This is a genomic window from Pseudomonas sp. LBUM1649, from assembly GCF_059716155.1.
Map to the genome: position 1 here is coordinate 5429768 of NZ_CP166807.1, position 23579 is coordinate 5453346.

Consider the following 23579-nt stretch of genomic DNA (forward strand, 5'->3'; position numbering starts at 1 on the left):
ATCAGAACGAAACGCCACCTTCACCGACCAGCTTCTCCAGCGCCCAGATCAGGACGAAGTCGATCAGCACGATCAGCACGGCAAACGAAAATACGGTTGGGTCGAGCGAAGACACGGTGCGGCTGTACATCCAGATCGGCACGGTCATGACGTCGATCGTGTAGAGGAAATAGGTCACGGTGAATTCGTTGAACGAGACGATGAAGGCCAGCAGCATGCCCGCCAGGATCCCCGACTTCATCAACGGCACCACCACGTCGACAATCGCCCGCAGCGGGGAAGCGCCAAGCATTTGCGCGGCCTCCTCGACTTCGCTGCCAATCGAAAGCATGGCCGCCGTGCAGTTCTTCACCACGAACGGCAACGCCAGGATCACGTGGGCGATCACCAGCCGTGAGGTGGTCATCTGGAACGGCAGGCTGTCGAACACCAGCAGCAACGCCAGGCCCAGCACCACCATCGGGAACACCAGGGGCAACGACATCAGTTGCAGTGCCACGGCCTTGCCACGGAATTCACAACGGGTCAGCGCATAGGCTGCCGGCACCGCGATGAGCGTGGCGAAGACCATGGTAAGGCACGCCACCATCAGGCTGGTGGTCATGGCCGTGCCCAGGCTCAGCACATCGCTGGCATCCGGCGACACGAAGGTGTGCCAGGCGGCCTTGTACCATTGCAGGCTGTAGCTGCTCGGCGGGAAGTCGAGGTTCGACGCGCCGCTGAACGACATCACGATCATGGTCAGGATCGGCAGCACCGCCAGCAGCAGAATGAAGCCCGAGAGGATGCCGGCGAACTTGCCGGTATCGCCCGGCATCAGTGACTGGCGCTTCTTGATCAGGGTACTCATTGCGAAGCCTCCAGCATGCGCCGACGACGGCCAGTGATGTATTCGGACAGGGTCATGATCGCGAGGGTCGTGACGATCAGCACCACCCCAGCGGCGGATGCGGCGGGCCAGTTCATCAGCGGTGCGATCTGGTCATGGACCATCACCGCCAGCATCGGCACCCGTCGGCCACCGAGCAGCAGCGGCACGACGAAGCTGCTGGCGTTGTAGGCGAACACCAGCGTCGCACCGGTGATGATCCCCGGCAGGCTCATCGGCAGCACCACCTGGCGGAACACCTGCAGGCGACTGGCCCCGAGGGTGGCGGCGGCCTCTTCGTAACTGCGGGCGACGCCGCGCATGGCGCTGGCAATCGGCAGCACGGCCAGCGGGAAAGCGGTTTGCACCAGACCCATCAGTACGCCGTTCTGGTTGTACAGCAGCATGATCGGGCGCTTGATCAGGCCCAGGCCCATCAGTGCCTGGTTGAGCATGCCGCCCGGGCCGAGAATCACCAGCCAGCCGTAGCTTTGCAGCAACAGGTTGACCAGCAACGGCAACAGCACCGCGGCAAGGAAGATCCGGCGCACAAAGGGCGAGGTCAGACGGGACATGGTGTAGGCCACCGGGATCGCCAGCACCACCGCGATCACCGCGCTGATCAGCGCCAGGCGCAGGGTCAGCATCAGGGATTTGAGGTAGTAGGGTTCGAGCAATTGGGCGTAACTGGCCAGGCTGAAACCGGACCATTCCGCGCCTTTGGTGCCCACGCTCATGCGCAACACCAAAAGGCTGGCGGCGATCAGCACGCCCAGAAACAGCATCGATGGCGTGAGGAAAAACCAGGCACGGGCTGTCGGCGAAACACCGCGGTTGGCGCGCACAGGGGCGATGCTCACCGGATGGGTCAGAGGTTGGTGTTCCATAGCAATGTTCTCGTCAATGGAAAGCAGCTGACGAACACAGTCCTCAAAACCACTTCGCCCCCTGTGGGAGCGAGCTTGCTCGCGATAGCGGTGTATCAGTCGACATCAATGTTGAATGACAGTCAGCAATCGCGAGCAAGCTCGCTCCCACAGGGGATCTTCAGTGGTTGAAGATCCTGTGTTCGTCACACGTTCAGGAAGAAAAGATTTCCGTGTAACGACGAATCCATTGGTCATGCACGGTGGCCAGGAAGGCGTTGTCGTGCATGATCGCCTTCTCGGCAATCTGCTCCGGCGTGAGAATGTACGGGCTCTTGCGCGCTTCGGCGGAGATGATCGCCTTGGCGTTGACCGGGCCGTTGTAGATGTCTTCAGCCATCTTGCCCTGCACCAAGGGGTCCAGGGAGTGGTTGATGAAAGCGTAAGTCAGGTCGGTATCGCCCGGACGATTCTTCGGCATCACCGAGAGCATCAGGTCGGTGTAGAAACCTTCCTTCATGCCGAAGGTGGCGCCCAGGCCGTAGGCCGGATCGCGGATCTGTTTCGGGAAAAACGCCGGGGCGTAAAGACCGCCCATGTCCAGGGAACCGGTGCGGAACAGCTCGGCAATCTGGTTCGGGTTTTCGCCCAGGGTCACCACACGATCCTTGAGCTCGGCGAGTTTTTTGAAGCCCGGCTCAATGTTGTGCTCGTCACCACCGGCCAGTTTGGCGGCGATGATGATCAGGTCCATGGCCTCGGTCCAGTTCGGCGGCGGCAGGAAGATGTTCGGCGACAGGTCGGCGTCCCACAGGGCGGCGTAGCTGTTCGGGGCTTCCTTGATGGTGCGCGTGCTGTAGACCAGGCTGTTGCACCAGAGCAGGTAACCGATGCCGTGGCCATTGGCGCCGGTACGGTATTTCTCCGGTACGTCGACCAGGTTGGGAATGCGGTTGAGGTCGGGTTTTTCCAGCAGGTTGGCGGCGGCCAGACCTTCGGCGCCGACACCGGCCAGGGTGATGATGTCGTACTGCGGACGATCACCGCCGGCCTTGAGTTTGGCGACCATTTCCGAAGTACTGCCAGTGCGGTCGGCGATGACCTTGCAGCCGTATTTGTCTTCGAAGGTCGCGGCGATGTTGCGCAGTGCCGCCAGGCCGGTGTCGTCGGACCAGGTCAGCAGGCGCAGGGTCTTGCCTTGAAAGCGGGTGTCGCTGGCATTGGCCTTGACGAACGGCAGGCTCATGGCCGCCGCGGCAACCGAGGCTACGCCCACGGTCTTGATGAATTGACGTCTGTTCAGATCGTGCTCGCCCATTACGGACTCCCTTTGTTTTTTTAAGTATTAGGTTGGTCGCAACCGTTGCATCCGCGCGGCCAGACCAGCTTCAACTCCGCGTTTTTACGAGGTGTGAGCTGAGCCGACGGGTTCATCCTGAGGTCGTGTAAAACACCTGACTATCGATAAAAACTCATTGAAGCCATGACGCGGGCGCATGCCTCATCGCGAGGCATGCGCGAACCTTTTTCGTGCCTTCAGACGGCCCGAATCACGTGTTTGATTTCCTGGAATGCCTGCAAGCCCCATGGCCCCAATTCGCGGCCGATGCTGCTCTGCTTGTAGCCGCCCCAGGCGGTCTGCGGGAAGATCACTTGCGGCGCGTTGATCCACACAAGCCCCGCCTGCAAAGCGTTGGCGACGCGATCCGCTGCCTCGGCATTGCGCGTGACCACGCTGGCAACCAGACCGAACTGGCTGTCGTTGGCCAGGGCAATCGCTTCGGCCTCAGAGGCGAAACGGCGCACGCAAATCACCGGGCCGAAAATCTCTTCACACCACAGCGCACTGTCGAGGGGCACTTCAGTGAAAACGGTCGGCTGCAAAAAATATCCGCGCGGCAGGTCTGCCGGACGATTGCCGCCGCAAACCAGTTTGGCGCCAGCGCTCAAACCGCGATCGATGTGGCCGAGCACGCGCTGGTATTGCGCCTGATTGACCAGCGCGCCCATTTCCACGCTCGGGTCGAACGGGTCGGCCACGCGAATGGCTTCGGCGCGGGCCTTCACACGACTGAGGAATTCATCGGCCAACTCATCGGCAACCAGCACGCGGCTGGTGGCGGAGCACATCTGCCCGGCGTTGAAGAAACCGCCACCGCAGGCCACTTCCACCGCCAGGTCGAGATCGGCATCGGCCAGCACCAGCAAGGAAGATTTGCCGCCCAGTTCCAGGCTCACGCCCTTGACGGATTCCGCTGCACGCTGCATGACCTGCACGCCGACCGCGTTGCTGCCGGTGAACGACACCTTGGCGATACGCGGGTCCGCCGACAGCGGTGCGCCAACGGCCAGGCCGGTGCCGCACACCAGGTTGAACACACCGGCAGGCAAGCCGGCTTGGGCAATGATCGTCGCCAGTTCCAGCTCCGGCAGCGGCGTCACTTCCGAGGGCTTGAGCACCACGCAGCAACCGGCAGCCAGGGCCGGGGCGAGCTTCCACGCGGTGGTGACCATCGGGAAGTTCCACGGCACGATCAGGCCGACCACACCGCAAGGTTCACGACGCAGGCGCGCACTGAAATCGTCAGTCGGCAGTTCTACCGGGCTGTCCTGTTTCGCGTCCAGCCCTTCGGCCAGACCCGCGTAATATTCGAACGTGGCGATCACGTCATCGACGTCGATGGCCGCTTCGAACAATGGCTTGCCGTTGTTGCTCGACTGTAAGTGCATCAACTGGTCACGACTGGCCTGCACACCAGCGGCGATTTTGCGCAAGATGGCGCCGCGCTCGGCGCCGCTGGTTATCGACCAGTCGGCAAAGGCTTTGGTCGCTGCGCTGACAGCCTGATCGACGGCGCGTTCATCGCCGCCATTCACCGTGGTCAACAGGGCTTCGGTGGCCGGGTTGATCACACGCAAGTGTTCGTTGCCGGCCGACCATTTACCATCGATGAACAGGCCATCCAAAGTCGTCGGAAAAATCGTAGAAAAGCTCACTTCGACACCGCCTTCGTCCACTCGGTCTGATCGATTTCAATCAAGGTCGGACCCTGACGATCGGTGGCGACACGCAATGCCGTACGCAGTTGTTCGACACCATTGACCGCCTCGGCGGCGCAGCCCAAAGCCTTGGCCACACCGACGAAGTCCGGGGTATAGATGTCCACGCCGACCGGCTCGATGGCGCGGTTGACCATGTACTTCTTGATCTCTTCGTAACCCTGGTTATTCCACAGCAACACGATCACCGGCGTGCGCGCTTCAACGGCGCTGGCCAGTTCCGGCAGGGTGAATTGCAGGCCGCCGTCGCCGATCAGGCACACCACTGGAGGACGTGCGCCACCTTCAACGGTGCCGCCCAACCAGGCACCAATCGCCGCGGGCAAGGCGTAACCGAGGGTGCCGTACCCTGTGGACGAGTTGAACCAGCGACGCGGGCGTTCCGGGTTGAACGTCAGGTTGCCGGTGTACACCGGTTGGGTCGAATCGCCGACAAATACAGCGTTCGGCAGTTCGTGCAGGACGGTTTCCAGGAAACGGGTCTGGGCCAGGGTCGGCGCATCCCAGGTGGCAGCCAATTCTTCACGCAGGTGGGCGGCGCGCACCTGGCCCCAATCGTTGCGGCGCTCGGCCAGCGACTTGTGCGACAACGCGCTGAGCAAGGCCTGGGCGGCATTGCGCGAGTCGGCTACCAAGGCCACGTGCGGCGGGTAGTTGCGTACGGTCTGGTCCGAATCGATGTCGACGCGCAGCAGCTTGCCAGGAATCTCGAAACCACCGGCGAAGGTAACGTCGTAGTCGGTCTCGGCCAGTTCGGTACCGATGGCCAGCACCACGTCGGCCTCGGCGACCAGCGCGCGGGTCGCGACCAGGCTCTGGGTCGAACCGATCAGCAACGGGTGAGCGGATTCGAGCATGCCTTTGGCATTGATGGTCAGGGCGACAGGGGCGTCCAGCAGTTCGGCCAGTTCGGTCAGTTCGGCGGCGGCGTCGATGGCGCCGCCACCAGCAAGAATCAGCGGACGCTTGGCACCGGCCAGCAGCTCGGTCATGCGGCTCACGGCGGACGGTGCGGCACCGGCGCGGTCGATGTTTACCGGTACACTGGTGAGCAGGTCGTCGGCTTCTTCAACCAGTACGTCCAACGGAATTTCGATGTGCACCGGACGCGGACGACCGGCCTGGAACAGCGCGAAGGCACGGGCCAGCACGCCCGGCAATTCGGACGCCGACATCAGGGTATGGGAGAACGCCGCCACGCCACCGACCAGTGCGCTCTGGTTCGGCAACTCGTGGAGCTTGCCGCGACCGCCGCCCAGCTGGTTGCGGGTCTGTACGCTGGAGATCACCAGCATCGGGATCGAGTCGGCATAAGCCTGGCCCATCGCCGTGGTGATGTTGGTCATGCCAGGGCCGGTGATGATAAAGCATACACCCGGCTTGCCGCTGGTGCGGGCGTAGCCGTCGGCCATGAAGCCGGCGCCCTGCTCGTGACGCGGGGTGACGTGGTTGATACTCGAACGGGCCAGCCCGCGATACAGCTCCACGGTATGAACGCCAGGAATGCCGAACACCTGCTCGACTCCGTAATCTTCGAGTAACTTGACCAATACTTCGCCGCACGTCGCCATTTGATTGCCCTTCTTGTTCGTTTGAGACGCCGGGCCTGCACAGTGTTTATGATGGATTCGCAGGTCCAGGGATGGCCTCATTGGAACGGGCGACACGTAGCCGCAACAATGGATAAAAAATCATACTAGCCATGTCCTCACGTCATACCTTGGATCTTAATGAAACGATTGCCTCCCCTGCCGGCGCTGCACACCTTTCTGATTACCGCGCAGTGCTGCAACTTCACCCGGGCCGCCGAGCAACTGCACATCACCCAGGGCGCCGTGAGCCGGCAGATCGCCGGGCTGGAAGATCATCTGGGTTATGAGCTGTTCATTCGCCAGGCCCGAGGCCTGGACCTGACCGCCGAGGGACGCGAGTGGTTACCACGGGTCCAGCAGATTTTCGGCTTGATCGACGAAGCCGTTGAGCAGATCGGCGAGAAGCGCGAAACCCTGCAGCTCAAGGCCCCGACCTGCGTCATGCGCTGGTTGTTGCCACGGCTGTTGCAGTGGCAAAGAGAACGCCCGGACGTGCCGGTGGAGCTCACCACCACGGTCAAGCACGGCGTGGATTTTCATCGCGAGCAGTTCGATGCGGCAGTGATGTATGGCGCGCCGCCGGATGGCTCACTGGTGTCGCAAAAGCTCTTCGATGAGCAACTGACGCCGGTGTGTTCCAAGCCGTTGCTTGAAGGTTCGGTGCCGCTCCAATCGCCGGAAGATCTGGAGCAGCACATGCTGCTGCACCCGACCCGGGATGAACGGGACTGGAAGGCGTGGCTGGCCACTGCGGATATTCGCTTGAGCAATGTGAGCAAGGGTCAGCATTTTGAAACGCTGGACCTGGCCATGTCGATGGCGTCCCAGGGAACGGGGGTGGCGATCGGTGACTGGTCGTTGATCGGCGATGACTTGAGTGCCGGGAGGCTGGTCATGCCCTTTGAATTGAAGGTGAAAACCGGGTTGGCGTATTACCTGGTTTTCCCGGAAAAACCCGGGCCTTCGGCGAAGTTGCGCGAGTTGATGGGGTGGTTGGTGGAGCAGGCGCAGGCACGGTAATCGAACACTTGTAGGAGCGAGCATGCTCGCGATGGTCGTCAACGATGACGAGGGCTACCTGATTCAACGCGGTGTCCCGACCTCCATCGCGAGCATGCTCGCTCCTACAGGAGATCGGTGAGGTCAGTACCCGACGGTAAACCGCTGCCGCGAATGCTTCGGCGCCTCCACTTCATCGAGCATCGCAATCGCATAATCGGCGAACGTGATCCAGCTACGCCCCGCGCTGCTCACCAGCAAATCATCCTTGCCGACCCGAAAAGTCCCCGTACGCTCACCTTCGACAAACTCCGACGACGGCGACACAAAGGTCCAGTCCAGCGCCTTTTCCTGACGCAGGTTTTCCAGGAACTCGGCACCCGCGCCCGCCTCTGCCTTGTACTCCGCCGGGAAGCCTGCGCTATCGATCACCCGGGTACCGTCCGGCAACAACAGAGAACCGGCACCGCCCACCACCAGTAGGCGTTGGACCCCGGCCTGCTTCACCGGCCCAATGACGGCACTGGCAGGCAGTGTCGCGAAATGCGCCGCGCTGATCACCACGTCATGCCCGGCGATTGCCGCTTGCAACGCTGCCCCATCCAGCGCATCGACAGCCTTGCTCACCACACCATCACGCGCGCCGATCCTTGAGGTGTCACGGGCGATGGCGGTAACGCTGTGACCGCGACGCAGCGCTTCTTCCAGCAGTTGGCTACCGGCACGACCGGTAGCACCGATGATTGCGATTTTGCTCATAGCATTCTCCAGTTGGATTGGGTCGGGTCATTGCACATCTCGATGGCGAAAGCGCTTTTGTGGCGAGGGGATTTATCCCCGTTGGGCTGCGAAGCGGCCCCAGCTTTTCAAAGTCAAACCGCATGCAATGGTTTGACGACTGCTGCGCAGCCGAACGGGGATAAATCCCCTCGCCACAAAAGCCCCCTCGCCAACATCATTCACCCCATTTCATCTCGCCCTTGGCGACCTTCGCGCTCAGCTCCAGGGAGCTTTCTTCGCCCAGTGTCGGGAAGCGTTTTTTCATCGCCGCGATCAGTGCCGCCGAATCTTTTGCCTTGGCGGTTTCTTCGTCGAAGGCCTTGATGTAATCGGCGGTGAACTGCACGGCGGCCAGGGAACGGGCGCTCTGACCGAGGTAATGACCCGGCACGACGGTTTTCGGCTTCAGGGTTTCGATCGAGTGCAGCGTAGCCAACCAATCGGCATGGGACTGCGGAGTCTGGGTGTCGGCCATCCACACGTGGATGTTTTCTGCCACGACCACTCCACCGACCACCGCCTTGATCGATGGAATCCACACGAAGCTGCGATCCGGCTGTTTGCCCTCAAGGCCGACCACCTGCAGTTTCTGCCCTTCGAGCATCAGGCTGTCGCCCTTGAGCACCTCCGGCACGATGGTTCTGGCCGGAATATCCGCACCCAATTTCGGGCCCCAGAACGCCAGTTTGCCGTCGACGGTTTGCTTGATGTGATCAACGGTCGGCTGCGAAGCGAGCACTTTGGCCTTGGGGAATGCTGCGGTCAGGGTATCGAGGCCGAAGTAGTAATCCGGGTCGCCGTGGCTGATGTAGATGGTGGTCAGTTGCTTGCCGCTGGCACGGATTTTTTCCACCACTTGCGCGGCCTGGGACTTGCCGAACTGGGCATCCACCAGGATCGCCTCTTTCTCGCCGCTGACCAGCACCGACGTCACCGGGAATATCGCTTTGGCGCCGGGGTTATAGACATCCAGCGTCAATGTCGACGCGGCTGCGTGGGCGGCGAAACCGAGGGCGACGCTCGCCAGCAAAACGCGTTTGAGTGTGGGGAAACCGATCATCTGTTGCTCCGTTGTTTGCTGGCCAGGGTAGGCCGATATGGGAACAGAGCTTAGTTGCTTGCTTCAGTGCAAAAAATGCGATGATTGAACATAGTTTGTTTCTGAAATCGGTCAAATCATGGATCGTCTACAAGCAATGCGGGTGTTCGTCACGGTGGTCGATCTCGGTAGCCAATCGGCCGCCGCCGATCATCTGGAGCTGTCACGGCCGGTGGTTTCGCGCTATCTGGCGGAACTGGAAAACTGGGTCGGCTCACGGCTGATGCACCGCACCACACGCAAATTGAGCCTGACCGCCGCCGGCAGTGAAATGCTGCCCCGATGCCGGCAGATGCTCGACCTGTCCACGGACATGCAAGCCGCCGTTAGCGTCCCGGACGATGCACCACGCGGCCTGCTGCGAATCAGCGTCAGCACCTCGTTCGGCCAGGCGCAATTGGCCGATGCCATGACGGCATTCGTCAAGCGCTACCCGGGTGTCAGCATCGACATGCAGATGCTTGACCGCACGGTGAACCTGGTGGATGAGCGCATCGACCTGGCCATCCGCACCAGCAATGACCTGGACCCGAACCTGATCGCCCGTCGGTTGACGGTGTGCCGCTCGGTGATCTGCGCATCGCCCGCTTATCTGCGCGAACACTCGACGCCGCAAAGGGTCGAGGACCTGAGTCAGCACAATTGCCTGACCCACTCCTACTTCGGCAAAAGCCTGTGGCATTTGGAACAGGACGGCGAGCAAGTCTCGGTGCCGGTGCAGGGCAACATCAGCGCCAACGAGGCCAGCACCTTGATGCGTGCGGCGATGGCCGGTGCCGGCGTGGCAATGCTCCCCACTTATCAGGCCGGCGTGCACATCCACAGCGGTGAGCTGGTCCGCCTGCTGCCCCAGGCCGAACCACGACAGATGAACGTGTACGCGGTGTACGCCTCACGCAAACACATGCCGTCGGCGCTGCGCAGCTTGCTGGATTTTCTGGTGGTGAGGTTTCCCGAAGAACCGGAGTGGGATATCGGCCTGTAACACCGTTCCCTGTAGGAGCGAGCATGCTCGCGATGGTCGCCAACGATGACGCTGGGAACCTGATACCCCACGGCGTTCTCAGGTTCATCGCGAGCATGCTCGCTCCTACAGGGGGTCATCAGCGTGTTGAATACCGCGTTACAAGCGTGGCCCGTGTGACTGGCAACTCACCGACCCTGACCTATGCTCAAGGTAGTACCGAAGGGTATTCGTTCAGAGGTCTACGCCATGAACATCAAAACAAGAAGGTACCTCGCCATCTTCATCACCTGCGCGGTCACGCTGGGGCTGTATGGCGCTGCCGCCTGGCGTGTCGAGCAGTTGCGCAACTTGCCCCGGGAGGCCGCCAGCTGCAATTTCGAGCGCTGCATTCCGCACAACGCGACCCTTAACGCCCTGCGGTAACGAAGGGGTCAGGCCTCGTTGTCCTGATCGGCCTTCAAGCGGTCGCGGAACGCCTTTGGCGAGATTCCCACGCGGCGTCGGAACAGGCGCGTGAAGTTGGTCGGATCAGAGAACCCCAACACGTCGGACATTTCGTAGATGGTCATGCTGGTGTAGGTCAGCAGGCGCTTGGCCTCCAGCAACTGCCGTTCGTGCATGATCTGCAACGCCGGTTGCCCCGCCAGCTCACGGCAGGTGCCATTGAGGTGAGAGACCGAAATCCCCAGCCGATGGGCCAAGTCTTCAACCTTGACGTGCTGGCGATAGGTCTCTTCCACCAACTGGATGTAGCCATTGAGGTATTCCCGCGCCCGCTGCGGTCGTTGACTGGCTGACCGGCGCTGGATCACCTGACGGCTGACCCACACCATGATTACGCTGACCAGCGAATGCATGAGCATTTCCCGCGCCGGTTGATGGCTGGTGTATTCGTTCTGCAACGCGCTGAACAGACTGTTGAGGTACTCGGCGTCTTTATCCGCCGGGTAGCTCTCGGCCTGGGCCAGGGCATTCACCGAATGCCCCAATTGCACCTGAAGATGCGCGATCAGCGGTGCCGCGAGGGTGACCACGAAACCCTCGACATCTTCGCTGAACCGGAAGCCATGCACCGACAGCGGCGGCAGGATCTGGATCGCCGGCTCAGTCAGTTGCGAACGTTTGCCTTCGATTTCAAGCTCTGCCTGACCTTTGAACACGAAGAGCAACTGGCATAAATCGGCGTGGCGGTGGGGTTTGATTTCCCATTGATGTTCGCGACTGCGTTTGGAAATGGTTTCACAGTGCAGCAAGTCCGGGGTCGGCCAATCCAGGCTTTCACCGTAGAGCTTGAACACCGGAATCGAAGGCAGGTCAGGCTTGTTCATCACTTCAATCCAGGTTTCGGAATGGACGACGGGCGATAATCGCACCGATTGGCAGAATGTACAGCTATCCGCTCAGTTTTCACCTTCAATTGACGAACCCGCAAGGGAAAAATGCAAGCACTCGATCCATAAAAATCATTCACCGACCTTGGTCGCGTGTAGCTTGCGAGCCATAAAAACAATGAAAACGTTGAAAACCCAAGTCGCCATTATCGGTGCCGGTCCGTCCGGTTTGCTGCTCGGTCAGTTGTTGCACAAGGCAGGCATCGACACGGTCATTGTCGAACGCCAGGCCCCGGATTATGTGCTCGGGCGAATCCGTGCCGGGGTTCTCGAACAGGGCATGGTAGAGCTGTTGCGCCAGGCCGGTGTGGGTCAGCGCATGGACGCCGAAGGGCTGGTCCACGGTGGCTTCGAACTGGCGCTGGATGGCCGTCAGGTGCATATCGATCTGCAAGCACTGACCGGTGGCAAGACGGTGATGATCTACGGTCAGACCGAAGTCACCCGCGACCTGATGGCCGCTCGTCAGGTCGAAGGTTTGCAAACGTTTTACCAGGCCGCCAATGTCGTTCCCCACGGCATGAAAACCGACGAAGCGTTCGTGACATTCGAAAAGGACGGCGAAAGCTGGCGACTCGATTGCGACTATATTGCCGGATGCGACGGGTTCCATGGCGTGGCGCGGCAGTCGATTCCCCACGAATGCTTGAAGGTTTTCGAACGGGTCTACCCGTTCGGCTGGCTGGGGATTCTCGCCGATACCCCGCCTGTCCACGAAGAACTGGTCTACGCCCGCCACGCGCGCGGTTTTGCCTTGTGCAGCATGCGTTCGGCAACGCGCACCCGTTATTACCTGCAGGTACCGGCTGACGAAAAGGTCGAGGCCTGGTCCGACCAACGCTTCTGGGATGAACTCAAGTTGCGCCTGCCGCCAGCCTTGGCGGACAAGCTGGTGACAGGTCCGTCCATCGAAAAAAGCATCGCGCCGTTGCGCAGTTTCGTGGTCGAACCGATGCAGTACGGGCGGATGTTCCTGGTCGGCGACGCGGCGCACATTGTCCCGCCCACCGGCGCCAAGGGCTTGAACCTGGCGGCCAGCGATGTCAGCACGCTGTTCAATATCCTGCTCAAGGTTTACCGCGAAGGCCGGGTCGATTTGCTGGAGAAGTACTCCGAGGTCTGCCTGCGCCGGGTGTGGAAAGCCGAGCGGTTTTCCTGGTGGATGACGTCGATGTTGCACCGCTTCGATGATCACGACGCCTTTAGCCAGCGCATTGCCGAATCGGAGCTGGACTATTTCGTCGACTCCGAAGCGGGTCGCAGCACCATTGCGGAAAATTACGTCGGTCTTCCCTATGAGGCTATCGAATAGCCACCTATCGACTTACACTGGCGAGCATCCCGCTCGCCTTGCCTCTGGCGGGTCAATTACTGCCGCAGGTTTGCCCGTGACCAATCTCCATCAGCCTGAATTGCCCAAACCGGCCATCCGCAGCGTGCTGATCGCGCTGATGCTGGCGATTTTCCTCGGTGCGTTGGACCAGACCATCGTTGCCGTGTCGATGCCGGCCATTTCCGCGCAATTCAAGGACGTCAGCCTGCTGGCCTGGGTGATTTCCGGCTACATGGTGGCGATGACGGTGGCGGTGCCGATCTACGGCAAATTGGGCGACCTGTATGGCCGGCGCAAATTGATGCTGTTCGGCATGGGCCTGTTCACCGTGGCGTCGCTGTTCTGCGGCATGGCCCAGAGCATGGAGCAGCTGGTGCTGGCGCGAATTCTCCAGGGGATCGGTGCCGGTGGAATGATCTCGGTCAGTCAGGCGATCATCGGCGACATCGTGCCGCCCCGCGAGCGCGGCCGCTATCAGGGCTACTTCAGCAGCATGTATGCGGTGGCCAGCGTAGCCGGCCCGGTGCTCGGTGGGTACATGACCGAATACCTGTCCTGGCGCTGGGTCTTCCTGATCAATTTGCCGCTGGGCCTGGGGGCGTGGCTGGTGGCCAATCGCACGCTGGTGGGCTTGCCGATTCCGCAACGCAAGCCGGTGATCGACTACCTCGGTACCCTGTTGATGATCATCGGGCTGACGGCGTTGCTGCTGGGCATCACCCAGTTCGGTCAGGGCCACTCTTGGCGCAGTGCCGAGGTATTGGGGTTGCTGGCTTGTGCGGCAGCTGTGCTGGGCTTGTTCGTGCTGCATGAACGACGTGCGTCGGAGCCATTGCTACCGATGCACCTGTTCGCCAACCGTAATGCAATCCTGTGCTGGTGCACGATTTTCTTCACCAGCTTCCAGTCCATCTCGTTGATCGTGCTGATGCCACTGCGCTTCCAGAGTGTCACCGGTGCCGGTGCAGACAGCGCCGCCCTGCACCTGCTACCTCTGGCCATCGGCTTGCCAATCGGTGCGTATTTCGCCGGGCGCCGTACCTCGGTGACCGGGCGCTACAAGCCGATGATTCTGAGCGGCGCCCTGCTGATGCCGCTGTCGATTCTGGGCATGGCGTTCAGCCCGCCCCAGGCCTTTTTGCTGAGCAGCCTGTTCATGCTGTTCTGCGGGATCGCCTCGGGCATGCAGTTTCCGACCTCCCTGGTGGGCACGCAGAACTCGGTGGACCAGCGTGACATCGGCGTTGCCACCAGCACCACCAACCTGTTCCGCTCATTGGGCGGTGCGGTGGGCGTGGCATTGATGTCGGCACTGTTGCTGGCGTTGTTGCAGGATTCGAGCTTCGCCCATCTGGCTGGCTCTGCGCTGATGGCCGAAGGTCATTCGGGGAATGTTCTGCTGGACGGATTGAACGCAGCGCCGGGGGATGCACAGGATGCCTTGCGCGCGGAACTGTCGTTGACGTTCCGGCATTTGCTGATGGTGAGTGCGGCGGTGTCGCTGCTGGGGCTGGCGGCGGCGATTGCCATGCCGAACATGATTTTGCGCGGGCGGGCAGACAAGGTCCGGTAAAGCAAAAGATCGCAGCCTGCGGCAGCTCCTACAGGGTACGCATTCCAAAGCAGGAGCTGCCGAGCCCAGCCAGGCTAACTTGTGCACAAGGGGATCATTCCCGGCAAACCGGGAATGAGGCAGGGCCTACTGGCGAGCGCGCAGCTGCTGTTGCAGGTTCTGGATCTGCGCTTGCAAGCTGTTGATGGTGCGGGTGACCTGGCTGCGGAAAGCATCGAACTCAGCCATGTTTGCGCCTTGAGGGGCGCCTGGACGGTTGTCCTGCTGGCTTTTGAGGACCACGATGTCCTGTTCCAGGCGGTCGATGGCGGCGTTCGGATTGCCCTGTTTCTTCAGCGCCGTGATGTCGGCGCCCAGACTTTTAAGCTGTGCGTCGAATTTTTCGGTGTCCGCCGGGGTGTTTTTCAGCGTGGTCAGTTCACTGCCCAAGGCTTTGACCTGCTCCTGCACTTGTGCATTGGCCTTTTGCTGCTCGGTGTCCTGGGCGGCCATCTGGGCCAGGCGCTTGTCCAGATCGCTGGTTTGCGCGGTCATCTGTGCCACGCGCTTATCCAGATCACTGGTCTGCGCGGTCATCTGCGCCAGACGCTTGTCCAGGTCCGAGGCCTGGCCGGCGACGCCCTGTTGTTGCTTGCCCTGATCCTGCAACTGGCTTTGCAGCTGCCTGATTTGCAGCTTCAGCGCTTCGCTGTCGGTGCTGACGTTGGTCTGGCTGGCGACGACCTTGCCGGAAATATCCTGCAAGCGCCCCGCCGCTTCTTCACTGATTCGCGCAAAGCTTTCCTGGGTCGCCACCAGCTGTTGCTCCATCAACGAAATCTGCTGGAAGCTCCACCAGGCAAGGCCCGCGAAGGCAAAGACCAAGGCGCCGACCAGTGCCCACAACGGGCCGGTGCTCGCCGCCTTGACCTTGACCACTGGCGGCGTGCGCGAATGCACGGCGGCGCGAGCGTTCTTCGGGAAATCATCGTCATCGAGGATGTCTGCACGCAGGCTCGGTACATCGTCGAAGTCATCGTTGGCATCGTTACGCATGGACATTGAGTCAACCTTTGTGAAACGCGGTGATGGCTTGATGCGGCGCAGTATAACCCCCATGGCCGCACCGATTGACCCTGAACCCGAAGCTCGGATCAGTGAAGCCGATTTCAGCGAATGTCCTGAGCCTTCCACCAGGCGCAGAATTCATCGAGCGCCGTCCAGAGACTGACCTTGGGGTCGTAGTCCAGATAATGCCGGGCGCGACTGATATCCAGGGTGAAATTTCTCTTCATGACCTGCATGCCCAGTCGCGACAGGGTCGGCTCGGGACGTCCCGGCCACAACTTGCAAAACCCCTCATTGAGCGCCGCGACGGTGTAGCCCAGGCCGTAGGAACGGTAGCGCGTCACTTGTGGGACTTCCATTTTGCGCATGACGTAATTGACTACGTCCCACAGCGGGATCGGCGCTCCGTTGCTGATGTTGTACACCTTGCCCAAGGCTGAACCGCTGGCCAGCAAACTGCTGAGCAACGCTTCATTGAGGTTGTGCACGCTGGTGAAATCGACCTTGTTCAAACCGTTGCCGATGATCGCCAGGCGCCCCTTGCGCTGCATGTTGAGCAAGCGCGGGAAGATGCTCATGTCACCCGCCCCCGTCACGAAACGCGGGCGCAGCGCCAGGGTTTCGAGGCCAAACTCCTGGGCGCCGAAGACTTTTTGCTCGGCCAGGTACTTGGTCGCGGCGTATGGGTGCTTGAAGCGTTTGGGCACCTGCTCTTCGGTCAGCCCCAGGTGATCGCGGCCATCGAAATAAATCGACGGCGACGACAAATGCACCAGGCGCCGGACCCGCTGTTTCAGGCAGGCTTCGACCACGTTCTCGGTGACCTGGACGTTGCCTGGATGAAAGTCCTGATAACGCCCCCACAGGCCAACGGCACCGGCGCAATGCACCACGGCCTCAACCTCGGAACACAGGTCGCGTGCCAGCAGCGGGTCGCTCAAATCGCCCTGGACGAACTCGGCGCCACGGCGCACCAGATGCTCGACACTTTCGGCCCGGCGACCGTTGACCCGCACGTCCAGGCCCTGCTCCAGAGCGAAACGCGCAAAGCGTCCGCCAATGAAGCCGCTTGCGCCGGTGACCAGAATCTTCATGTAGTGCTCCGAATATTTCGTTTTTTGCGTATTGCGTGAGGTCTTGACGCTGCCTGTCAGTCCAACGGCACCAACCATTGCCTGGACGCCTGCACCAATTGCTCGGTCAGCAACCCCAGCAACTGACCGCCATTGCGCCAATGATGCCAGTACAGCGGCACGTCGATCGGTTTATCTGGCAAAAGCTCCAGCAAAATGCCGCGCTCCAGTTGCTCGCGCACTTGCAGTTCCGGCACCAGGCCCCAGCCAAGTCCGGCTTCGGTGAGGCGGATGAAGCCTTCAGACGATGGGCACAGATGGTGTTCGAAACCGCCATCGACGCCGAGGGACGCAAGGTAGCGATGCTGCAGGAAGTCGTCCGGGCCGAACACCAGCGCCGGGGCCCGGGCCAACTGATCGGCACGCACGCCTTGAGGAAAGTGCCGTGCAATGAAGGCCGGGCTGGCCAATGCCCGGTAACGCATCGCTCCGAGCAATACGCTGCGCGCACCGGCTACCGGGCGCTCGCTGGCACACAGGCAAGCCGCGACTTCGCCTGCTCGCATGCGTTTGAGGCCGACGGTTTGATCCTCGACCACCAGATCCATCAACAGGTGTTGTTGCGCGCAAAAATCCCCCACCGCCTCGGCCCACCAGGTAGCCAGGCTGTCGGCATTCAGGGCGATCCGCAGGCGTTCCGGCAGCCCCTCTTCGTCCAGCGCCGGCACCAGCGTCTGCAAATCCCGCTCAAGCAGACGCACCTGCTGCACGTGGTTGAGCAAACGCCGACCGATCTCGGTCGGCGACGGCGGCGTACCCCGCACCAACACCGGTTGGCCGACCCGCGCCTCGAGCAATTTGATGCGCTGGGAAATGGCCGATTGCGACAAACCCAACACCTGGGCTGCCCGTTCGAAACCGGCCTGCTCGACCACCGCGGCCAGGGCAGAAAGCAATTTATAGTCGAACATCAGTTTTCCTAATGAGCGATCAGCAATATTGGTTTTTCTTATACAGGTTCCTGCCGGAGAATGGCCAGCAAGAACTCTTGCACAGAGATCACCACATGGCTGGCGAAACTTTTGGCAGCCAACGCGGAGTAAAAAAACATGTGGCAAAGCTATATCAATGGCCTGCTGGTGGCCTTCGGCCTGATCATGGCGATCGGCACGCAGAACGCATTTGTACTGGCGCAAAGCCTGCGCCGCGAACATCACCTGCCGGTGGCGGCACTCTGCGTGGCCTGCGATGCCTTGCTGGTGGCCGCTGGTGTATTCGGCCTGGCGACGGTGCTGGCACAGAACCCGACCCTGTTGGCCATCGCCCGTTGGGGCGGCGCGGCGTTTCTGTTGTGGTACGGCAGCCAGGCGTTACGTCGGGCCTGTTCCAGACAGAGCTTGCAACAGGGTGAAAACCAGACCGTTCGTTCGTTGCGCGCGGTGATGCTCAGTGCGCTGGCGGTGACGCTGCTCAATCCGCATGTCTATCTGGACACCGTTTTGCTGATCGGCTCCCTAGGCGCACAACAGACAGAACCCGGCGCTTATGTGGTGGGCGCGGCGAGTGCCTCATTGTTGTGGTTTTTCACCCTGGCGCTCGGCGCGGCATGGCTGGCGCCGTGGCTGGCACGGCCGAGCACCTGGCGTATTCTTGACCTGTTGGTGGCGGTGATGATGTTCGCCGTAGCATTGCAGCTGATCAGTGCTGGTTGATTTATTCCAAAAGGCTCTGGAACCTCTATTCCACACAGTTGTTGCGTGGTTATGCAGCCACCCCGGTGCTATGATCCGACTCCCTGCGCCGCAAAGAGTACAAACTCCCCGGCGCTTGTTTGGCCGCCCGTGATCGGCCTTGCGCTCACCGCAACCGACCTGATTAGGAGAATCATCATGGCTTTCGAATTGCCGCCGCTGCCGTACCCACACGATGCCCTGCAGCCGCACATTTCCAAGGAAACCCTGGAATTTCACCACGACAAGCACCACAACACCTATGTCGTGAACCTGAACAACCTGGTGCCAGGCACCGAGTTCGAAGGCAAGACCCTGGAAGAAATCGTCAAGACTTCCTCGGGCGGCATCTTCAACAACGCCGCTCAAGTGTGGAACCACACTTTCTACTGGAACTGCCTGGCGCCGGACGCTGGCGGTCAACCAACCGGCGCGCTTGGCGACGCCATCAACGCAGCCTTCGGTTCGTTCGACAAGTTCAAGGAAGAGTTCAGCAAGACTTCCATCGGCACTTTCGGTTCCGGTTGGGGCTGGCTGGTGAAAAAGGCTGACGGTTCCCTGGGCCTGGCCAGCACCATCGGTGCCGGCAACCCGCTGACCAACGGCGACACCCCGCTGCTGACCTGCGACGTTTGGGAACACGCTTACTACATCGACTACCGCAACCTGCGTCCGAAGTACGTCGAAGCGTTCTGGAACCTGGTCAACTGGAAATTCGTGGCTGAGCAGTTCGAAGGCAAAACCTTCACCGCTTAAGTCCGACGCCCTAAAAAACCCGGCTTTCATGCCGGGTTTTTTGTGGGTGCAGAAAATGAAGGCAATAAAAAACCCGCTGACGAATCAGCGGGTTTTTTATGGCGGCGATCAAAGGATCAGAAATCCTCCAACCGCCACACTTCATAAGCCGGCGTCTCATAGGGGTGACTCTGTTTCAGGGCCGCCACCACCGAGCCAATCAACTCATCGGCCACCACCAGCTCAACCTTCCATTCCTCGACCTGCTCGACCTGCCCCGCCTCACCAATGAACGGCTGACTGCCGTCCAGTGGACGAAACTGGCCCAGCCCCAGCACTTGCCATGCACAGTGGTCGTAAGCACCGATCCGCCCGCCACCGGCGGCGAATACGGCACTCTTGACCACGTCGACATGACTGTCGGGAACAAAAAAGCTGAGCTTGTACACGACGCTTAGTTAACCCACACGCGAGCATTACGGAACATACGCATCCAAGGTGCGTCTTCGTTCCAGTCTTCCGAACGCCACGAGTTCTGCACGGCGCGGAACACACGCTCCGGGTGCGGCATCATGATGGTCACGCGACCGTCGCGGCTGGTCAAACCGGTGATCCCGCGCGGCGAGCCGTTCGGATTGGCCGGGTAGCTTTCGGTGACCTTGCCGTGGTTGTCGACGAAACGCATCGCCACGCAACCGGACAGATCGGCTTCCAGCAACGCTTCTTCGCTGGCGAATTCGGCATGGCCTTCACCGTGAGCGATGGCGATCGGCATGCGCGAACCGGCCATGCCTTGCAGGAAGATCGAGTTCGACTCCTGGATCTGTACCATCGCCACACGGGCTTCGAACTGCTCGGAACGGTTACGCACGAAGTGCGGCCAGAACTCGCTGCCCGGGATCAGCTCGTGCAGGTTGGACATCATCTGGCAACCGTTGCACACGCCGAGGGTGAAGCTGTCGTTACGTTCGAAGAAGCCTTGGAACGCATCGCGGGCACGGCTGTTGAACAGCGCCGACTTGGCCCAGCCTTCACCGGCGCCCAGTACGTCACCGTAGGAGAAGCCACCGCAAGCGACCAGACCCTTGAACTCGTTCAGGTCGACACGGCCGGCCAGAATGTCGCTCATGTGCACGTCGATCGCGTTGAAGCCGGCGCGGTCGAACGCTGCCGCCATTTCCACCTGACCGTTGACGCCCTGCTCACGCAGCACGGCAACCTGGGGACGAATGCCTTTCTTGATGTAAGGCGCGGCGATGTCCTGGTTGACGTCGTAGCTGAGCTTGACGCTCAGACCCGGGTTGTCTTCTTCCAGCAGCACGTCGAATTCCTGATCGGCACAATCGGCGTTGTCACGCAGACGCTGGATCTGGTAGCTGGTCTCGGCCCACTGGCGTTGCAGCAGACGACGCTGGCCTTCGAACACGGTGTCGCCATTGAAGGTGATGCTGATCTCGCCGTTGTTGATCGGCTGACCGACCACCGACACGCAATCGCCCAAACCGGCAGCGCTGAACTGCGCGAGGATGTCCGGGGTAGCGTCCTGGCGAACCTGGATCACGGCACCCAGTTCTTCGTTGAACAGGATGGCGGCGATGTCAGCGGAAGTTTCCGCCAGGCCGTCGAGGTTCAGGCTCAGGCCGCAATGGCCGGCGAAGGCCATTTCCACGACGCTGGTCAGCAGACCACCATCGGAACGGTCGTGGTAGGCGAGCAGGTGACCGTCGGCGTTGAGGCCCTGGATCACTGCGAAGAAGGCTTTGAGGTCTTCGGCGTCATCGACGTCCGGAGCTTGCGAGCCGAGCTTGCCATGAACCTGGGCCAGGATCGAGGCGCCCATGCGGTTCTGGCCACGGCCCAGGTCGATCAGGATCAGGTCGGTGGTGCCCTTGTCCATGCGCAGTTGCGGGGTCAGGGTCTGACGGATGTCAGTCACTGGCGCGAAACCGGTCACGATCAGCGACATTGGCGAGGTCACGGCCTTGTCCACGCCATCATCGTTCCAGCGCGTGGCCATGGACATCGAGTCCTTGCCCACCGGAATGGTGATACCCAAGTCAGGGCACAGTTCCATGCCGACCGCTTTCACGGTGTCGTACAGACGCGCGTCTTCACCCGGGTGACCGGCGGCGGACATCCAGTTTGCCGACAGTTTGATGTCAGAGATCTTGCCGATGCGCGAAGCCGCGATGTTGGTCAGGGTTTCGCCGATGGCCATGCGGCCCGACGCTGGAGCGTCCAGCAGTGCCAGCGGAGTACGCTCGCCCATGGCCATGGCTTCACCGGTGTAGACGTCGAAGCTGGTGGCGGTGACGGCCACGTCGGCCACCGGAACCTGCCATGGGCCGACCATCTGGTCACGGGCCACGAGGCCGGTGATGGTGCGGTCGCCGATGGTGATCAGGAAGCTTTTGCTCGCAACGGCCGGATGATGCAGAACACGTTCGACACAGTCGGCGATGTTCAGGGTCGACGGATCGAAATCGTCGCCCAGTTCGTTTTCACGCACCACCGAACGGTGCATGCGCGGGGCTTTGCCCAGCAGCACTTCGAGCGGCATGTCTACCGGGCTGTTGCCAAAGTGGCTGTCGGTGACGGTCAGCTGCGGCTCGGCAGTGGCTTCGCCGACTACCGCAAACGGGCAACGCTCACGTTCGCAGATCGCCTTGAAGCGCTCGAAATCCGCAGGACCGACGGCCAGAACGTAACGTTCCTGGGATTCGTTACTCCAGATTTCGTGCGGGGCCATGCCCGGCTCGTCGTTTGGAATGTTGCGCAGTTCGAAGCGGCCACCACGCTCACCGTCGTTGACCAGTTCCGGGAAGGCGTTGGACAGACCGCCCGCGCCCACGTCGTGGATGAAGCTGATCGGGTTCTTGTCGCCCAGTTGCCAGCAACGGTCGATGACCTCTTGGCAGCGACGCTCCATCTCAGGGTTTTCCCGCTGAACCGAAGCAAAATCCAGGTCCGCCGAGCTGGTGCCGGTGGCCATGGAGGAAGCCGCGCCGCCGCCCAGGCCAATCAGCATCGCCGGGCCGCCGAGCACGATCAGCTTGGAGCCAACGACGATCTCGCCTTTCTTGACGTGTTCTTCACGGATATTGCCCATGCCGCCAGCCAACATGATCGGCTTGTGGTAACCGCGCACTTCATCACCGTGCGGGGTACTGATCGACTGTTCGAAGGTCCGGAAGTAGCCGGTCAGCGCCGGACGACCGAATTCGTTGTTGAACGCAGCGCCGCCCAGCGGGCCCTCGATCATGATGTCCAGCGCGGTAACGATGCGCTCAGGCTTGCCGTACGGCACTTCCCACGGCTGTTCGAAGCCCGGGATCTGCAGGTTGGATACGGTGAAACCGGTCAGGCCAGCCTTTGGCTTGGCGCCGCGACCGGTCGCACCTTCGTCGCGGATCTCGCCACCGGAACCGGTGGATGCGCCCGGGAACGGGGCAATCGCGGTCGGGTGGTTGTGGGTCTCGACTTTCATCAGGATGTGCACCGGCTCCTGCACCGCACCGTACTGGCGGGTTTCAGGGTCCGGGAAGAAACGCCCGGCGACGGAGCCGACGATCACCGAAGCGTTGTCCTTGTAAGCCGACAGGACACCTTCGCTGTGCATCACGTAGGTGTTCTTGATCATGCCGAACAGGCTTTTTTCCTGGCTCTCGCCGTCGATATCCCAACTGGCGTTGAAGATCTTGTGGCGGCAGTGCTCGGAGTTCGCCTGGGCGAACATCATCAGTTCGATGTCGTGCGGGTTGCGCGAAAGGCCGACGAAGGCGTTGACCAGGTAGTCGATCTCGTCTTCGGCCAGCGCCAGGCCCAGCTCGGTGTTGGCTTTTTCCAGCGCGGCGCGGCCGCCACCCAACACGTCGATTGCGGTCAACGGCTTGGGTTCGGCGTGGCTGAACAGGCCGGCGGCCTGTTCCAGGTTGCCCAGGACGATCTGGGTCATGCGGTCGTGCAATGCATCGGCGATCAGCTGGGCGTCAGCATCGCTGAACTGGCCGGCGACGTAGAAGGCAATGCCGCGCTCCAGGCGCTGGATCTTGCTCAGGCCGCAGTTGCGAGCGATGTCGCTGGCCTTGCTCGACCAAGGCGAGATGGTGCCGAAACGCGGCAACACCAGGAATAGACGACCGGCCGGTTCCTGAACCGGAACGCTTGGACCGTACTTCAGAAGGCGCGCGAGCACCTGCTGTTCGTCGCCGGTCAGGACGTCGGTAACTTCGGCGAAGTGAGCGAATTCAGCATACAAGCCACTGACAGCCGGAACCTTCTGGCTCAGTTGCTCAAGAAGTTTGCTGTGGCGAAAGGCAGAAAGGGCAGGAGCGCCGCGCAGGATCAACATCTTCGGGACAGCCTCGGGAAGGGGTGTGCTTTGAGGCCGTGCATTCTAGCCTAAACAGCCCGTGACAGCACCCGAAACGCTACGCGCGGTTGCACCCGGGCGTCGGCCCGGCTAT

The 23579-nt window shown here is 61.2% G+C and carries 20 protein-coding genes; 7 read left to right on the top strand and 13 right to left on the bottom strand.

The window, feature by feature from the left end; all coding sequences use genetic code 11:
- Window position 1: 1 nt before the first annotated feature.
- The 5 genes from ACA058_RS25115 to ACA058_RS25135 all read right to left on the bottom strand — a co-directional run bounded on the left by ACA058_RS25115 (window position 2) and on the right by ACA058_RS25135 (window position 6365).
- Window positions 2-850, bottom strand: coding sequence for an ABC transporter permease (locus ACA058_RS25115; protein ID WP_497636367.1), 849 nt, complete (start codon window positions 848-850; stop codon window positions 2-4).
- Window positions 847-1755, bottom strand: a complete 909-nt coding sequence (locus tag ACA058_RS25120) for an ABC transporter permease (protein ID WP_497636368.1) — start codon at window positions 1753-1755, stop codon at window positions 847-849. Before ACA058_RS25120 ends, ACA058_RS25115 begins: the two co-directional genes overlap by 4 nt.
- A 193-nt stretch (window positions 1756-1948) precedes the next feature.
- On the bottom strand, window positions 1949-3052 hold the full coding sequence (locus tag ACA058_RS25125; RefSeq protein ID WP_497636369.1) for an extracellular solute-binding protein: 1104 nt from the start codon (window positions 3050-3052) through the stop codon (window positions 1949-1951).
- Between the two features lie 218 nt (window positions 3053-3270).
- A complete protein-coding gene (locus ACA058_RS25130; protein ID WP_497636371.1) occupies window positions 3271-4731 on the bottom strand; it encodes an aldehyde dehydrogenase family protein in 1461 nt (486 codons plus the stop codon).
- On the bottom strand, window positions 4728-6365 hold the full coding sequence (locus ACA058_RS25135; RefSeq protein WP_497636372.1) for a 5-guanidino-2-oxopentanoate decarboxylase: 1638 nt from the start codon (window positions 6363-6365) through the stop codon (window positions 4728-4730). Before ACA058_RS25135 ends, ACA058_RS25130 begins: the two co-directional genes overlap by 4 nt.
- A 159-nt stretch (window positions 6366-6524) precedes the next feature.
- On the opposite strand from ACA058_RS25135, the gene ACA058_RS25140 reads away from it, so the two are divergent.
- Entirely contained in the window at window positions 6525-7406 is an 882-nt protein-coding gene (locus ACA058_RS25140; protein WP_497636373.1) for a LysR substrate-binding domain-containing protein, read from the top strand.
- Between the two features lie 123 nt (window positions 7407-7529).
- On the opposite strand, the gene ACA058_RS25145 is transcribed toward ACA058_RS25140, so the two are convergent.
- Together ACA058_RS25145 and ACA058_RS25150 are read right to left on the bottom strand one after the other, a co-directional pair.
- Window positions 7530-8144: an NAD(P)-dependent oxidoreductase gene (locus tag ACA058_RS25145; protein ID WP_497636374.1), complete on the bottom strand. Its 615-nt coding sequence runs from the start codon at window positions 8142-8144 to the stop codon at window positions 7530-7532.
- A 196-nt stretch (window positions 8145-8340) separates the two neighbouring features.
- The gene (locus tag ACA058_RS25150) at window positions 8341-9225 is read right to left on the bottom strand and encodes an MBL fold metallo-hydrolase (protein WP_497636375.1); all 885 of its coding nucleotides are present in this window, start codon (window positions 9223-9225) and stop codon (window positions 8341-8343) included.
- Window positions 9226-9343: 118 nt separating this feature from the next.
- Between ACA058_RS25150 and ACA058_RS25155 the strand changes: the two genes are divergently transcribed.
- Both ACA058_RS25155 and ACA058_RS25160 read left to right on the top strand, forming a co-directional pair.
- On the top strand, window positions 9344-10249 hold the full coding sequence (locus ACA058_RS25155; RefSeq protein ID WP_497636376.1) for a LysR family transcriptional regulator: 906 nt from the start codon (window positions 9344-9346) through the stop codon (window positions 10247-10249).
- Window positions 10250-10477: 228 nt separating this feature from the next.
- Complete coding sequence (locus tag ACA058_RS25160; RefSeq protein WP_020799474.1) at window positions 10478-10654, top strand: hypothetical protein; 177 nt, start codon at window positions 10478-10480, stop codon at window positions 10652-10654.
- Window positions 10655-10662: 8 nt separating this feature from the next.
- Here ACA058_RS25160 and ACA058_RS25165 read toward each other — a convergent pair whose 3' ends face one another.
- The gene (locus ACA058_RS25165; protein ID WP_497636377.1) at window positions 10663-11559 is read right to left on the bottom strand and encodes a helix-turn-helix domain-containing protein; all 897 of its coding nucleotides are present in this window, start codon (window positions 11557-11559) and stop codon (window positions 10663-10665) included.
- A 190-nt stretch (window positions 11560-11749) separates the two neighbouring features.
- Between ACA058_RS25165 and pobA the strand changes: the two genes are divergently transcribed.
- Window positions 11750-12934, top strand: coding sequence for a 4-hydroxybenzoate 3-monooxygenase (pobA, locus tag ACA058_RS25170; RefSeq protein ID WP_497639998.1), 1185 nt, complete (start codon window positions 11750-11752; stop codon window positions 12932-12934).
- A gap of 76 nt (window positions 12935-13010) precedes the next feature.
- Window positions 13011-14528, top strand: a complete 1518-nt coding sequence (locus ACA058_RS25175) for an MDR family MFS transporter (protein ID WP_497636378.1) — start codon at window positions 13011-13013, stop codon at window positions 14526-14528.
- Window positions 14529-14654: 126 nt separating this feature from the next.
- On the opposite strand, the gene ACA058_RS25180 is transcribed toward ACA058_RS25175, so the two are convergent.
- From ACA058_RS25180 to ACA058_RS25190, 3 genes are all read right to left on the bottom strand, one after another.
- Complete coding sequence (locus tag ACA058_RS25180; RefSeq protein ID WP_497636379.1) at window positions 14655-15569, bottom strand: ATPase; 915 nt, start codon at window positions 15567-15569, stop codon at window positions 14655-14657.
- A gap of 107 nt (window positions 15570-15676) precedes the next feature.
- Window positions 15677-16669 carry an NAD-dependent epimerase/dehydratase family protein gene (locus ACA058_RS25185; protein WP_497636380.1) on the bottom strand — a complete coding sequence of 331 codons (993 nt, stop codon included), beginning with the start codon at window positions 16667-16669 and terminating at the stop codon, window positions 15677-15679.
- 56 nt (window positions 16670-16725) lie between these two features.
- Complete coding sequence (locus tag ACA058_RS25190; protein WP_497636381.1) at window positions 16726-17619, bottom strand: LysR family transcriptional regulator ArgP; 894 nt, start codon at window positions 17617-17619, stop codon at window positions 16726-16728.
- Between the two features lie 138 nt (window positions 17620-17757).
- Here ACA058_RS25190 and ACA058_RS25195 point away from each other — a divergent pair, with 138 nt between their 5' ends.
- Both ACA058_RS25195 and ACA058_RS25200 read left to right on the top strand, forming a co-directional pair.
- Complete coding sequence (locus tag ACA058_RS25195) at window positions 17758-18360, top strand: LysE/ArgO family amino acid transporter (RefSeq protein ID WP_033043445.1); 603 nt, start codon at window positions 17758-17760, stop codon at window positions 18358-18360.
- Window positions 18361-18537: 177 nt separating this feature from the next.
- Window positions 18538-19134 carry a superoxide dismutase gene (locus ACA058_RS25200; protein ID WP_497636383.1) on the top strand — a complete coding sequence of 199 codons (597 nt, stop codon included), beginning with the start codon at window positions 18538-18540 and terminating at the stop codon, window positions 19132-19134.
- Between the two features lie 116 nt (window positions 19135-19250).
- On the opposite strand, the gene ACA058_RS25205 is transcribed toward ACA058_RS25200, so the two are convergent.
- Together ACA058_RS25205 and purL are read right to left on the bottom strand one after the other, a co-directional pair.
- Window positions 19251-19562, bottom strand: a complete 312-nt coding sequence (locus ACA058_RS25205) for an NGG1p interacting factor NIF3 (protein ID WP_497636385.1) — start codon at window positions 19560-19562, stop codon at window positions 19251-19253.
- 5 nt (window positions 19563-19567) lie between these two features.
- On the bottom strand, window positions 19568-23464 hold the full coding sequence (gene purL / locus ACA058_RS25210; RefSeq protein WP_497636386.1) for a phosphoribosylformylglycinamidine synthase: 3897 nt from the start codon (window positions 23462-23464) through the stop codon (window positions 19568-19570).
- Between the last annotated feature and the right edge of the window lie 115 nt (window positions 23465-23579).

What these genes read in the sequence shown, in the direction of transcription:
- ACA058_RS25115 (WP_497636367.1), bottom strand. Translation starts at nt 850, where the DNA reads ATGAGTACCCTGATCAAGAAGCGCCAGTCACTGATGCCGGGCGATACC.
- ACA058_RS25120 (WP_497636368.1), bottom strand. Translation starts at nt 1,755, where the DNA reads ATGGAACACCAACCTCTGACCCATCCGGTGAGCATCGCCCCTGTGCGC.
- ACA058_RS25125 (WP_497636369.1), bottom strand. Translation starts at nt 3,052, where the DNA reads ATGGGCGAGCACGATCTGAACAGACGTCAATTCATCAAGACCGTGGGC.
- ACA058_RS25135 (WP_497636372.1), bottom strand. Translation starts at nt 6,365, where the DNA reads ATGGCGACGTGCGGCGAAGTATTGGTCAAGTTACTCGAAGATTACGGA.
- ACA058_RS25140 (WP_497636373.1), top strand. Translation starts at nt 6,525, where the DNA reads ATGAAACGATTGCCTCCCCTGCCGGCGCTGCACACCTTTCTGATTACC.
- ACA058_RS25145 (WP_497636374.1), bottom strand. Translation starts at nt 8,144, where the DNA reads ATGAGCAAAATCGCAATCATCGGTGCTACCGGTCGTGCCGGTAGCCAA.
- ACA058_RS25150 (WP_497636375.1), bottom strand. Translation starts at nt 9,225, where the DNA reads ATGATCGGTTTCCCCACACTCAAACGCGTTTTGCTGGCGAGCGTCGCC.
- ACA058_RS25155 (WP_497636376.1), top strand. Translation starts at nt 9,344, where the DNA reads ATGGATCGTCTACAAGCAATGCGGGTGTTCGTCACGGTGGTCGATCTC.
- ACA058_RS25160 (WP_020799474.1), top strand. Translation starts at nt 10,478, where the DNA reads ATGAACATCAAAACAAGAAGGTACCTCGCCATCTTCATCACCTGCGCG.
- ACA058_RS25165 (WP_497636377.1), bottom strand. Translation starts at nt 11,559, where the DNA reads ATGAACAAGCCTGACCTGCCTTCGATTCCGGTGTTCAAGCTCTACGGT.
- ACA058_RS25180 (WP_497636379.1), bottom strand. Translation starts at nt 15,569, where the DNA reads ATGTCCATGCGTAACGATGCCAACGATGACTTCGACGATGTACCGAGC.
- ACA058_RS25185 (WP_497636380.1), bottom strand. Translation starts at nt 16,669, where the DNA reads ATGAAGATTCTGGTCACCGGCGCAAGCGGCTTCATTGGCGGACGCTTT.
- ACA058_RS25190 (WP_497636381.1), bottom strand. Translation starts at nt 17,619, where the DNA reads ATGTTCGACTATAAATTGCTTTCTGCCCTGGCCGCGGTGGTCGAGCAG.
- ACA058_RS25195 (WP_033043445.1), top strand. Translation starts at nt 17,758, where the DNA reads ATGTGGCAAAGCTATATCAATGGCCTGCTGGTGGCCTTCGGCCTGATC.
- ACA058_RS25200 (WP_497636383.1), top strand. Translation starts at nt 18,538, where the DNA reads ATGGCTTTCGAATTGCCGCCGCTGCCGTACCCACACGATGCCCTGCAG.
- purL (WP_497636386.1), bottom strand. Translation starts at nt 23,464, where the DNA reads ATGTTGATCCTGCGCGGCGCTCCTGCCCTTTCTGCCTTTCGCCACAGC.